Annotated in this window: 14 protein-coding genes; 9 read left to right on the plus strand and 5 right to left on the minus strand. The window is 68.9% G+C overall.

The features are described 5' to 3' along the window. Positions 1–35: 35 nt before the first annotated feature. Both MIAR_RS15680 and MIAR_RS15685 read right to left on the minus strand, forming a co-directional pair. A complete protein-coding gene (locus MIAR_RS15680) occupies positions 36–1,085 on the minus strand; it encodes a methionine ABC transporter ATP-binding protein (RefSeq protein ID WP_285637840.1) in 1,050 nt (349 codons plus the stop codon). Beyond that, positions 1,082–1,990 (minus strand): MetQ/NlpA family ABC transporter substrate-binding protein, encoded by a 909-nt coding sequence (locus tag MIAR_RS15685; RefSeq protein ID WP_285637842.1) that lies wholly within the window; start codon positions 1,988–1,990, stop codon positions 1,082–1,084. The genes MIAR_RS15680 and MIAR_RS15685 overlap by 4 nt, the downstream gene beginning before the upstream one ends. A gap of 170 nt (positions 1,991–2,160) precedes the next feature. Between MIAR_RS15685 and MIAR_RS15690 the strand changes: the two genes are divergently transcribed. The 7 genes from MIAR_RS15690 to MIAR_RS15720 all read left to right on the plus strand — a co-directional run bounded on the left by MIAR_RS15690 (position 2,161) and on the right by MIAR_RS15720 (position 7,171). Then, a complete protein-coding gene (locus MIAR_RS15690; protein ID WP_285637844.1) occupies positions 2,161–2,517 on the plus strand; it encodes a PadR family transcriptional regulator in 357 nt (118 codons plus the stop codon). A gap of 1 nt (position 2,518) precedes the next feature. Further along, entirely contained in the window at positions 2,519–2,887 is a 369-nt protein-coding gene (locus tag MIAR_RS15695; protein WP_285637846.1) for a DUF1048 domain-containing protein, read from the plus strand. Continuing rightward, positions 2,884–3,696 (plus strand): ABC transporter ATP-binding protein, encoded by an 813-nt coding sequence (locus MIAR_RS15700; RefSeq protein WP_285637847.1) that lies wholly within the window; start codon positions 2,884–2,886, stop codon positions 3,694–3,696. Before MIAR_RS15695 ends, MIAR_RS15700 begins: the two co-directional genes overlap by 4 nt. Then, positions 3,693–4,460, plus strand: a complete 768-nt coding sequence (locus MIAR_RS15705) for an ABC transporter permease (RefSeq protein WP_285637849.1) — start codon at positions 3,693–3,695, stop codon at positions 4,458–4,460. Before MIAR_RS15700 ends, MIAR_RS15705 begins: the two co-directional genes overlap by 4 nt. 163 nt (positions 4,461–4,623) lie before the next feature. Then, positions 4,624–5,313: an aspartate/glutamate racemase family protein gene (locus tag MIAR_RS15710; RefSeq protein WP_285637851.1), complete on the plus strand. Its 690-nt coding sequence runs from the start codon at positions 4,624–4,626 to the stop codon at positions 5,311–5,313. 116 nt (positions 5,314–5,429) lie between these two features. After that, on the plus strand, positions 5,430–5,741 hold the full coding sequence (locus MIAR_RS15715) for a hypothetical protein (RefSeq protein WP_285637853.1): 312 nt from the start codon (positions 5,430–5,432) through the stop codon (positions 5,739–5,741). A 71-nt stretch (positions 5,742–5,812) separates the two neighbouring features. Then, entirely contained in the window at positions 5,813–7,171 is a 1,359-nt protein-coding gene (locus tag MIAR_RS15720; protein WP_285637855.1) for an HNH endonuclease signature motif containing protein, read from the plus strand. Positions 7,172–7,313: 142 nt separating this feature from the next. Here MIAR_RS15720 and MIAR_RS15725 read toward each other — a convergent pair whose 3' ends face one another. The 3 genes from MIAR_RS15725 to MIAR_RS15735 form a co-directional block, all read right to left on the minus strand. Further along, positions 7,314–8,093 carry a GNAT family N-acetyltransferase gene (locus MIAR_RS15725; RefSeq protein ID WP_285637857.1) on the minus strand — a complete coding sequence of 260 codons (780 nt, stop codon included), beginning with the start codon at positions 8,091–8,093 and terminating at the stop codon, positions 7,314–7,316. Positions 8,094–8,165: 72 nt separating this feature from the next. After that, positions 8,166–9,050: a VOC family protein gene (locus tag MIAR_RS15730; protein ID WP_285637859.1), complete on the minus strand. Its 885-nt coding sequence runs from the start codon at positions 9,048–9,050 to the stop codon at positions 8,166–8,168. Positions 9,051–9,120: 70 nt separating this feature from the next. Continuing rightward, complete coding sequence (locus MIAR_RS15735) at positions 9,121–10,077, minus strand: EamA family transporter (protein WP_285637860.1); 957 nt, start codon at positions 10,075–10,077, stop codon at positions 9,121–9,123. A 39-nt stretch (positions 10,078–10,116) separates the two neighbouring features. Here MIAR_RS15735 and MIAR_RS15740 point away from each other — a divergent pair, with 39 nt between their 5' ends. Together MIAR_RS15740 and MIAR_RS15745 are read left to right on the plus strand one after the other, a co-directional pair. After that, positions 10,117–10,653, plus strand: coding sequence for a CGNR zinc finger domain-containing protein (locus MIAR_RS15740; RefSeq protein ID WP_285637862.1), 537 nt, complete (start codon positions 10,117–10,119; stop codon positions 10,651–10,653). Between the two features lie 141 nt (positions 10,654–10,794). Then, positions 10,795–12,066, plus strand: coding sequence for an ABC transporter substrate-binding protein (locus tag MIAR_RS15745; protein WP_285637864.1), 1,272 nt, complete (start codon positions 10,795–10,797; stop codon positions 12,064–12,066). Positions 12,067–12,089: the final 23 nt, after the last annotated feature.

Consider the following 12,089-nt stretch of genomic DNA (forward strand, 5'->3'; position numbering starts at 1 on the left):
CGGGGTCAGCGAGTCCCAGCTCGCGGCGTCACGGATCACGGGGCCACCGCCGCGTGCGCATCCGCGCCCGTGAAGATCGTCGCCTTCGTCCGCTGCGAGAGCTCGGCGGCGGCGCGCCGCACGGCATCCTGCTCGGCCCTGATCCGGTAGGTCAGCGTGCCCAGCTGGCGCCCGAGGACGTCGGTGACACCGCCGTAGACGACGGTGCCGCGCAGAGCGTGCGCGTCCAGCACGGCGGCGATGTCCTCGGTGGTCACCTCGTTCACGTCCACGCTCAGCAGCACGCCGCCTCCCGAGAGCAGCGCGGTCAGGGTCTCCCCCTCCGGAAGCCCCTGCGTCACCGCCGCGACGAACCTCTCGGTGAGCGCGGCCTCGGGGTGCGCGAACACGCGGTAGGTCTCGCCGCTGTCCACCACCCGGCCGCCGTCCATCACGATCACCTGGTCGCACAGCTCGTGGACGATCGAGATCTGGTGGGTGATCACCACGATCGTCACCCCGAGCTGCCGGTTGATGCGCCTGAGCAGCGCGAGCACCTCGGCGGTCGTCTGCGGGTCCAGCGCACTGGTGGCCTCGTCGGCCAGCAGGATCTCGGGCTCGGTCGCGATCGCCCTGGCGATGCCCACGCGCTGCTTCTGCCCGCCGGAGAGCCTGCGCGGATGCTGCGATGCCTTGTCGCCGATGCCGACGAAGTCGAGCAGCTCGTCGACCCGGCGGTCGATGTCGGCCCGCTTCCAGCCCGCCACCTTCAGCGGGTAGCCGACGTTGCCGCGCACGGTGCGCGCGTTGAACAGATTGAACTGCTGGAAGATCATCCCGATCCGGCCGCGCAGAGCACGGAGCGCCGAGGGCGACGCCGTCCCGACGTCGACCCCCAGCACGTTCACGCTGCCGCTGCTGGGCTTCTCCAGCCCGTTGATCAGGCGCACCAGGGTGGACTTCCCCGCCCCGGAGTATCCGATGACGCCGACGATGGAGCCCGCCTGGACTGCGAGGCTCACATCGTCGACCGCCACCAGCTCGGGGGCGCGTTTCGGGCCGGGGAAGGCCTTGGTCACGCCCTCGAAGCTGATGACCGAGCTCACTTGTGCGCCCGGATGTCGTCCTCGAGCCTGGCCAGCTCGTCCTGCAGCTGAGCGGAGGTCCACTCGGCCTTGAACTTCAGATTGCCCTGATTGAGCTCGGTCACGGACGCCTCGACCTCGGTGGAGTGGTAGGCGTCGATGATCTTCTTCCAGACCTTGTCGTCCTTGCGGTCGGCCTTGACCACGAAGGCGTTGATGTACGGCGCGAGCTTCGGAGCGTCGAGGTCCTCCTTGAAGATGATCCGGTCGTCGCCGAGACCGCCACGCTGCGCCTGCGTGTTGTTCACCACAGCGGCCTGTGCACTGCCGTCCTTGAGCGCGGTCACCGTCTGATTCGAGTCGACGGGCTTCAGCTCGATCTTGGAGGTGACGACATCCGCCGGGGTGGACAGCGCGTTGCCGCCGTCCTTGAGAGTGAGCAGCCCCGCCGTCTGCAGGTTCAGCAGAGCGCGCGCCAGGTTGGTGGGATTGTTGGGCAGCGCCACGGTGGCGCCCTCGGGGAGGTCGTCGACGCTGGAGTACTTCTCGGAGTAGAGCGCCAGCGGGTAGACGGCCGTCGCTCCGATCGGCACGAGGTCCGCCTTGTTGTCGACGTCGTACTGGGCCAGGAAGATCAGATGCTGGAACAGGTTGATGTCGAGGTCGCCGTCCTTCACGCCGTTGTTGAGCTGAACGCCGTCGGTGAAGTTGCGGACCTCGAGCTCGATGCCCTCCTTGGCGAGCTTGTCCTTGAGGATGCCCCAGTGCGCCTCGGTCGCATCATCGGCGCCGAGCACGATCTTCTGAGTGCCGGACGACGAGGACGACGGCTCGGATGCTGCGGGCGCGCAGCCGGCGAACGCCATCATGCCGGCCGCCAGGACGGCGAGTGCGGTCAGGATGCGAGGTGCGCGGTTCTTGGTCATGTCGCCATGCAAACAGGAAGACGGCGCCGCGCGCACTCCGGTCGTCATGGTGCGACACCCCCTGTCACGGAACGTCATGAAAGTCGTCAGTATTCAGTCTTGCTAAGTACCACTACTCAGTGTTACTTTGTACCGGTAGTCATCATCACTGAGTAGCGAAAGGAGCGGCCATGGGAAAGCAGATGACCGAGATGCTCAAGGGCACCCTCGAAGGCATCGTGCTCGCACTCCTGTCGGGCAGACCGGCGTACGGGTACGAGATCACCACCCAGCTGCGAGACCGCGGCTTCGAGGAGATCGCCGAGGGCACCGTGTACGCGCTGCTCGTGCGCATCGAGCAGAAGGGGCTCGTCGACATCGAGAAGGTGCCGAGCGAGAAGGGCCCGCCGCGCAAGGTGTTCACCCTCAACGCCCAGGGCGAGCAGGAGCTCGCCGAGTTCTGGAGGACCTGGAGCTTCCTCGCAGATCGCATCGAACAGCTCCACTCCCCCGCAGCATCCGAGAACCCCTCTGAAGGAGAGAACTGACATGGCCATGAAGTGGATCGAAGCGCTCACCGGATCGCTCGAGCAGAAGAAGCAGTACCGGCAGGACAAGGCACGCATCGACGGGCTCGCCGAGCCGTACGGCAGCGCGGCCAAGGCGATGCACCGCTACCTGCTGAACACCAGCGGCATCGTCGACGGCGACATCATCATCCGCATGCTCACCGACCTCGCCGACCTCTGGGAGACCGCCGCCGTCGACGGCACCCCCGTGCACGACATCGTCGGCGATGACCCGGCCGACTTCGCGGACACGTTCGCGAGGGCGTACGCGGCGAAGGAATGGCAGGACAAGGAGCGCGCACGCTTCGTGAAGGCGCTCGAGGACGCGAAGAAGGAGGAACGATCATGAACGACGCACGCACAGACGCCGGCACGGCGATCTCGGTCCGCGGCATCGAGAAGTCCTTCAAGGACCTGCACGTGCTGCGGGGCGTGGACTTCGAGGTGGGCAAGGGCAGCATCTTCGCCCTGCTCGGCTCCAACGGCGCCGGCAAGACGACGCTCGTGCGCATCCTGTCGACGCTGTCGAAGGCGGATGCCGGCACGGCCATCGTGCACGGCTTCGACGTGGCATCCGAGCCGCTGAAGGTGCGGCAGTCGATCAGCCTGACCGGGCAGTTCGCCGCGGTCGACGAGATCCTCACCGGACGCGAGAACCTCGTGCTGGTCGGCAAGCTGCGGCACCTGCCCGACCCCGGTGCGGTGGCGGATGCGCTGCTCGCCCGGTTCCGGCTCACGGATGCCGGTGGCAGGCGCGCCGGCACGTACTCCGGCGGCATGCGCCGCCGGCTCGACATCGCGATGAGCCTGGTCGGCGAGCCTGAGGTGATCTACCTCGACGAGCCGACCACGGGGCTGGACCCCGAGGCGCGCATCGAGGTGTGGAACGTCGTGAAGGAGCTGGCGGATGCCGGTCGCACGGTGCTGCTGACCACGCAGTACCTCGACGAGGCGGAGCAGCTGGCCGACCGCATCGCGATCCTGCACGAGGGTCGCATCATCGCGAACGGCACGCTCGCCGAGCTGAAGCAGCTGCTGCCCGCGGCGAAGGTCGAGTACGTCGCGAAGCAGCCCACGCTCGAGGAGATCTTCCTCGCGCTGATCGGGCCCGCCCCTTCGACAGGCTCAGGGACCCAGGACAAGGAGATTGCAGCATGAGCACGCACTTCGTGGCGGACACCGCCACACTCACCGGCCGGTCGATGCGCCACATCCTGCGCAGCGCCGACACCATCATCACGACCGCGGTCACCCCGATCGCGCTGATGCTGCTCTTCGTGTTCGTCTTCGGCGGTGCGCTGAAGCAGAGCATCGGAGAGGGGAGCTACGTGAACTACCTGCTCCCCGGCATCCTGCTGATCGCCATCGCATCCGGCATCGCCTACACGGCGTTCCGGCTGTTCACGGATCTGCAGGGCGGCATCTTCGAGCGGTTCCACTCCATGCCGATCTCCCGATCGAGCGTGCTGTGGGCGCACGTGCTGACCTCGCTGGCGGCGAACGGCATCACCCTGGTCATCATCTTCGCGGTCGGGTTCCTGACGGGTTTCCGCACAGGGGCGAGCGTGTGGGCATGGCTGGGCGTGATCGGCATCCTCGCCCTGTTCACCCTGGCGCTGACCTGGCTGGCGGCGATCGCGGGCCTGTCCGCGAAGACGGTCGACGGTGCGAGCGCGTTCAGCTACCCGCTGATCTTCCTGCCGTTCATCAGCTCGGCGTTCGTGCCGACCGAGACCATGCCCGGTCCGGTGCGCTGGTTCGCGGAGAACCAGCCGGTCACCTCGATCGTGAACACCATCCAGGCGCTGTTCGCGGGACAGCCGGTCGGCTCGTCGATCTGGATCGCGCTGGCCTGGTGCGTCGGCATCCTCGTCATCGCGTACGTCTTCGCGATGCGCGCCTACCGGAGGCGGATCGGCTGATATCCGGATGCTGATCGCCGACACCCCGTGTCGCCGCCGAGACCCCGGGTTGCGGACCTCCGCAGCCCGGGGTCTGGGCGGTTCTCCGGGGTCTCGGCGTCACCCTCTGCGCGATCGTGGCGCGTTCTCCCCCACGCCATCCGCCGGCCGATAGCGTGAGGGCATGCAGACGATCGGTGTACTCGGCGGGATGAGCTGGGAGTCCTCCCTGGACTGGTATCGGATCGCCAACGAGAGGGTCAGAGAGGAGCTCGGCGGCTTCCACTCGGCCCCGATCCTGCTGGACTCGCTCGACTTCGCGGAGATCGAGGCGATGCAGACATCCGGCGACTGGGATGCGGCCGGCGAGGTCCTCGCCGCCCACGCGAAGAGGCTGGAAGCCGCAGGCGCCGGGCTCGTCGTGCTGTGCACGAACACCATGCACCTGGTCGCCGACCGGATCACCGACGCGATCGGCATTCCGTTCCTGCACATCGCAGACACCACGGCAGACGCGATCCGCGCGGCGGGCCTGCAGACGGTCGGCCTGCTCGGGACCGCCTTCACGATGGAGCAGACCTTCTACCGGGACCGCCTCGGCTCGCACGGCATCACGGCCCTGATCCCGGATCCCGAGGATCGTGCGACGGTGCACGGCATCATCTACGACGAGCTGGTGCAGGGCATCGTCACCGAGGAGTCGCGGCAGAAGTACCGCGGCGTCATCGAACGGCTCGTCGAAGCGGGAGCCCAGGGCGTCATCCTCGGATGCACGGAGATCGAGCTCCTCGTCACCCAGCAGGACTCCGCGGTGCCGGTGTTCCCGACCACGGCGCTGCACGTGGCGGCCGCTCTGAAGGCGGCGGGGTTCTGAGGGCGCCGGGGGCCGGCGAGCCGATGCCGCGAAGCGGCCGATGCGACGGAGGAGCACTCCGCCGTCCTGCCGGCCTACGGTGGGCCTAGAGAATCCCGATGCCTGAGGAGTCGCCCGTGTCCGACCGTCCCGAGATCGTCTGCATCTGCGGCTCCACCCGATTCGCCGATGAGATGGCCCGGGCGAACCGCGATCTGACCTTCGCGGGCGCGATCGTCCTGGCGCCGGGGGTCTTCCTGCGCACGGATCGCCAGGAGATCACCGATGAGCAGAAGGCTGCGCTGGATGAGCTGCATCTGCGCAAGATCGATCTGGCCGATCGCGTGCTGGTCGTGAACCCCGGCGGATATGTGGGCGAATCCACGACCAGGGAGGTCGCCTACGCGCGCGCGACGGGCAAGCCTGTCGAGTTCGCCGACCCGATGTGAGGAGCCGCGTTCCGCGGCGTTCCTGTTCGTTCAGATATCTGAATGTCGGTGGCCCTTCTCATACTTGAGTCATGAAGATTTCATCGATCCGGCCGTCGGAGCACAGGGATGTGCTGTCGGGCCTGGTCGAGATGGCGCAGAGCATCGAGGCGTCGATCGACGGGCTGCTGGCGGCGCGCGATGGGGTGCTCGCATTGGCGGCACGGGTGGCGTTGTCTCAGGCATCGGATGCGGATGATGCGGACCTGCAGGTGCGGGCCGTGGCGGCTGAACTCGGGGCGGCGCTGCGGGTCAGCGACCGCACGATCCAGCGGCGGATGGTGGCCGCTGAGGTGAAGGTCGACCGCTTCCCGGCGGTGTGGGCGGCGCAGGGTGCGGGGCGGATCAGCGCCGGGCATGCGCGGGTGATCGTGGACGCCGGCGAGCGGATCGAGGACGCGGATGCCCGCGCAGGCTATGCGCAGCGTATGGTCGCGTTCGCGGAGGGCGAGTCGCCGAACCGCACCCGAGTGGTCGCGGAGCGCCTGGCGGAGCAGTGCCAGCCGCGGTCTCTGCAGGAGCGGCACGCGGATGCCCGTGAGCAGCGGAGCGCGTGGGTGAAGGACCACCCGGACGCGATGGCCGAGTTCGGGCTGTACGGTCCGGCGGTGCTGGTGCATGCCGCGTTCGAACGGCTGACCGGCATGGGCGAAGAGGTCAAGAAGCGCACCGCCCCGGAAGCGGGTGGGGAGGGCCCCGATGCGGATCCTCGCACGCTCGGGCAGGTGCGTGCGGACCTCGCGCTGGACCTGCTGCTCACCGGTGCACCCGTCGGGCACGACGCCCCCGACGGAATGCTCGCCGCGGTCACCGGACACGTCGCGGTCACCGTCCCCGTGCTGACGCTGATGGGCGCGGGAGATGAGGCCGGCTCTGCGCCCACCGCGGAGCTGACAGGTCGTTCCCCGATCGACCCCGCCACCGCACGGATGCTGGCGGGGGCCGTATCCGGATGGGATCGGGTCCTGACCGACCCGATCAGCGGGGAACTGCTTGCCGTGGACCGCTACCGGCCCTCCGAACATCTGAAACGCCATCTTCGCGCCCGAGACGGACGCTGCCGATTCCCCGGCTGCGGGACACCCGCACGAGACGCCGATCTCGATCACACGCTCGACGCGGCGCACGGCGGCCCCACAGAGGATGGCAACCTGTCCGCCCTGTGCCGCAGGCACCACCTCCTCAAGCATCACTCCCTGTGGAAGGTGAAACAGATCGGCAGCGGACTGCTCGAATGGACCAGCCCGGCGGGTCGCAGCTATGTCGACCGGCCGCCGCCCCAGAACGCCGTGGTGTTCGCACCGTCCGGGACGGACACAGGTGAGTCCGGCGGCGGGCATCCACCGGACCTCTGGGCAGCGCTTCCGCGGGAGCTCCGCTCACCCTTCTGATGCGGGCGATCGTCGGCGATCCGCGGCACTCACGCCAGGCGGTTGGCATCCTCACGCGAGGCCCAACCGATCACAATCACTTCCGGGGGTCCGCGAGTCCAGCGCGGAGCCCCGGATGCGTCGAACGCAGACGCAACCGGAGTCAGCGGGTCCAGACGTACGGCGTGGTCGTCGACACCCTCACCAGGCCGGAGCGCTCCAGGATCGGGCGGGAGAACTCCGTGGAGTCGGAGTTGATCAGCGTCTTGCCCAGCGCGAGCGCCACCTTCGCACGCCGCGAGGTCAGCGCGCGGTAGATGCCGCGACCCCGCCACTCCGGCAGCGTCGCTCCGCCCCAGATGCCCGCGAAGTCCGTGCCGTCCACCGGCTCCAGCCGCCCGGTCGAGACGACGGCCCCATCGGCCACCGCGATCCACAGCTCCTGCTGCTCGCCGGCCTCCCGGCGGCGCACCGCGTCGTCCGCGCGAGCCCGCCAATCCGGGTCGTCGAAGACGAGGCCCTGCATCTCGTACGACGCCCGGATGTCGTCATCCGACGACGCCCGCCGCACCTCGACGCCCTCCGGCAGCTCGACCTCCGCGATGAGCCCCTCGGCGCGGCCGATCATGATGGACTCCGGCTCCTCCGCGATGAAGCCCCGCTCGCGCAGCGTGCCCTCGAGGCCCGGCGCGGCATCGTGTCCACGGGTCTTCCATTCGACCGCCGTCACCGTGGTGCGCTCGCGGAAGTGCTCGAGCGCGGCATCCGCCAGCTCCGCTATCTCCCGCGCATCGGCCGGCAGCGTCCGGTAGGTGATGAAGCCGCGATCACCGCGGAACTGCGCGAGCCAGAGCGGGCCGAGCCGGTCCACCTCCGCCTCGCCCTGCACCTCCGCGGCACCCCGCAGCTGGTCGTCGTACGCCTGCAGCAGTTCCTCATGCACCCGTCGATCCTCGCAGATCGCGGCCGGCGTGAAGCGGCTCGCCGGGTGCCGGCGTGACCGCGCGGGCCGCGGTCACGCCGCGGTCGTGATGCGGATGCTGTTGGCCCAGGGATCCTCGAAGGCCAGCATCCTGCCGTCGTCGCGGGTGGCGACGCCGAAGTGACGCATCCGCTCCTCGACCTCACCCAGGTCGTCGGAACCCGGGACGACGATGTCGACCCGCCCGAGCCCGAGCGCCGGCGTGCGCACACCCGCTCCGCGGCTGCGCCAGGTGTTCATCGCCATGTGGTGGTGGTATCCGCCGGCGCTGACGAACAGCGCCTGATCGCCGAGGGACGCCGTCGCGTCGAACCCGAGCCTGTCCACGTAGAACTCGCGGGCCGAGGCGACGTCTCCCACGGAGAGATGCACGTGGCCGAGCATCGCGTCGCCGAAGGCGGGCACCGCGAGCGCCTGCTCGGTGAGATTCTCCTGCAGGAAGCGGTTCGGGTCGAGGAAGATCGTGGCCATCTCCACCTGACCGTGCGTCCAGCTCCACGCCGTACGAGCGCGATCCCAGTACAGCTCGACGCCATTGCCCTCCGGGTCATCGAAGTAGAACGCGTTGCTGACCAGGTGATCGGAGCTCCCCGTGAACGAACCCGGGTACTGCTGGGCGACCCGGTAGACCGCGGCGGCCAGCGCCTCTCGCGAGTCGAAGAGCACCGCCGTGTGGAACAGCCCCGCCGCGTGCGGCGAGGCATGCTTCAGCCCCGGGCTGTGCTGCAGCGTCACGATCGGTGTGGCACCGCGCCCCAGCACGACCCGGTCGCCCTGGGCCGACAGCACCTGCAGCGTGACGGCGTCGCGATAGTACGCCGTCATCGCGTCGAGGTCGGCGACGAGCAGCGTCACCGTGCCCATCACCGTCTCGGGGGCCAGGCGGTCGAGGTGCGCGCTGGAGGGCGATGACGTCATGACGGTCACAACCACCCCGCGACGAGCCGCATTCCTCAGCGCCGCCCGCGGTCGGCGCACAGCCGGCACGTCACACCGGCACCGCGAGGGGCTCCCCCTCCTCGGCGACCGCCGGCTCACCGAGCTTGACGACCACGACGCCCGCCAGCACCAGCGCGGCACCGAGCAGCTGGAGCGGCTCGGGCAGCTGCCCCAGCAGCATCCAGCCGAACAGCAGCGCCGCGACGACCTCGGCGAGGGCGACGAAGGATGCCAGTCTCGAGCCGAGCATCCGCGTCGACGCGATGCCGAGCACGTAGGCGAGGGCGGTCGCCAGCACGCCGATCGCGAGCACGGGGACGAACCACGGGACGGTGCCGAAGCGATAGGCGACATCGCCGAAGGTGAAGGCCATCGGCAGGATGCCGGTGAGCCCGGCGACGGTCAGCCCGATCGCACCGAGCAGCAGACCGGACCCGGCGAGCACGATCGGCGGCATGCCGGTGTCCTCGCGGGCGGAGAGCACGAAGTACGTCGCGGCGCCCACCATGGCGCCGAGCGACCACAGGATGCCGGCCGCGTCGACGCGCGCACCGGTGAGGATGTCGAGCATGAGCACGAGGCCCGCGAACGCGATGACCGCGCCCAGGATGCTGCGACGCGTGGGCTTCTCGCCGCGGCGCAGCCACAGCCACAGCACCACCGCGATGGGAGCGGTGTACTCGACCAGCAGCGCGATGCCGACATCCATCACGGCGACCGCCTGGAAGTAGAACAGCTGCGTGGCCGTGACGGCGAGCAGCCCGTAGCCGATCACCATGCCGGCGTTGCGGCGCAGCACCGACCAGCGCCCCCGCAGCGCGAGGATCGTCGGCACCAGCAGCACCAGGGCCGCGACCCACACCCGCGCGGTCACGGCCGCGCCCGGGGTCCATCCCGCATCGATCAGGCCGCGCGCCCACGCGCCGGACATGCCGAACGAGAACGCCGCGCCGAGTGCGACGAGAAGACCCGCGCCCACGCGAGTGTCATGTGCAACATGCCCCATGGGAGATGACACTATTCCTGGGAGATGTAAGGTGTCAACATGATCTTCACCAGTGACACTGCGGAGGCACTCCGCGCCGCCGTCGCGCTGGTGAACTCCGCCGAGCAGCCGGACACCCTCGAGACGCTCGACGACTACGAGGGCTTCCTCGCCGAGTACCCCTACACCGGCCGGCTCGACCGCGACGCCGCCGAACTGGGGAGCCTGCGCGACCTTCGTCCGCGCCTTCGCGGCATGCTCCTCGCCCCTCGCGACGAGATGGTCGCCCAGGTCAACGCCGCCCTCGCAGACGTGACGCTCACGCCGCGCCTGACGCGTCACGACGCCGCCGACTGGCACCTGCACGCCGTCGCCGACGACCATCCGCTGGCCGAGCGGATCCTCGTCGAGACCGCCATGGCACTGATCGACGTCATCCGCGCCGACGAGGGCAGCCGGCTGGACGTCTGCGCGGATGCCGAATGCCAGGCGATCGCACTGGACCTCAGCCGCAACCGATCGAAGCGGTACTGCTCCACCACCTGCGCGAACCGCAACGCCGTGGCCGCCTATCGCGCCCGCCGCGCCTCGCTCTGACACCGGGGCGACCCCGCCTCCGCGCAGCACCCTCTGCCCGGAGAGCGACTCCGGCAATCCTTCGCGCACTCTTCACAAACGATTATCGATTAGTGTAATGTCCCTGGAAGCACCCTCCCCTGCATCCCGAAAGGATCAACGATGATCAAGGCTCGACTCCTCGCCGCAGTCGGCATGACCGCGGTCGCCGCCCTGGCGCTGGCCGGCTGCAGCAGCGCAGCAGACGCCGGCGACGGCGGCACCTCGAACGAGAAGATCACGCTGCGCGTGCTCGTCAACGTCACGCCGAACCTCACCGAGAAGTTCTGGAACGACCTCGTCGCCCCCTTCGAGGCGAAGAACAAGAACATCGACGTCGTCATCCAGAACCCCGGCGCCGAGGGCGTCTCGGCCGCGATCCCGCGCCTCCTCGCCTCCGGCGACGCGCCCGACATCGTGCAGTCCCTCGCCCCGAACGGCAAGCTCGCGCCCGAACTCGTCGACCTGTCCAAGTACGAGTGGGCCAAGAAGGGCCCACTCGCCGAGCAGTACTCCATGGACGGCAAGTACCTGATGGCCGGCATCGGCGTGCAGCTGCAGAGCCTGTTCTTCTACAACAAGACCGCCTTCAAGGAGGCCGGCATCACCGAGGTCCCCACCACGGTCGACGAGCTCACCGAAGACCTCGGCAAGCTGAAGGACGCCGGCTGGACCCCGATCCAGGAGGGCGGCGACTGGATGTCCAGCGCCACCCTGCAGGCCCTCGCCCTGCCGACCATCGTCTCCGAGAACCCGAAGTGGTTCCAGGACGTCTCCTCCGGCAAGGTCGAGTTCGGCAAGACCTACGGGCCCGCCATCGAGACCTTCGCCGACTGGGTCGCCAAGGGCTACGTCCCCAAGGACGCCCTGGGCATCAAGTACCCGGACGCCGAGCAGGCGTTCCTCTCCGGCAAGACCGCGATCTACTCCATGGGCAGCTGGTTCATGGGATCGCAGGCGAAGGCCACCGACTCCGCCGACATCGGCGTGTTCCGCGCTCCCGCGACCAAGGCCGGCGACAAGCCCGCCATGGGCGCCAACATCGCCAGCCCGTACTCGATCCTCAAGGCGAGCAAGAACCAGGAGGCCTCGGCCAAGCTGATCGAGTTCCTGACCACGGACAAGAAGGCGGTCGCCGACCAGCTCGAGGTCGACGGCAACTTCCGCGACGGCTACGAGTACGACATGACGCCCCTCGGCGAGGAGCTGCTCAAGATCGTCGCCGACACACCGGCATCCGACTACACGCCCACCGGCGGCGGCTACGGCGAGCGCACCATGCCCGACGGATTCTCGGGTGAGCTGAACACCCAGACCCAGGCGCTGATGGGCGGGACCCCGGCCGCCGACGTCATCAAGTCCATGGACGCCTGGTTCGCCGCGAACGCAGGCTGATCGCCGCGGCGGGGGGGGGGGGG

Origin of the sequence: Microbacterium arabinogalactanolyticum (genome assembly GCF_030268005.1) — a bacterium.
GTDB classification, from domain to species: domain Bacteria; phylum Actinomycetota; class Actinomycetes; order Actinomycetales; family Microbacteriaceae; genus Microbacterium; species Microbacterium arabinogalactanolyticum.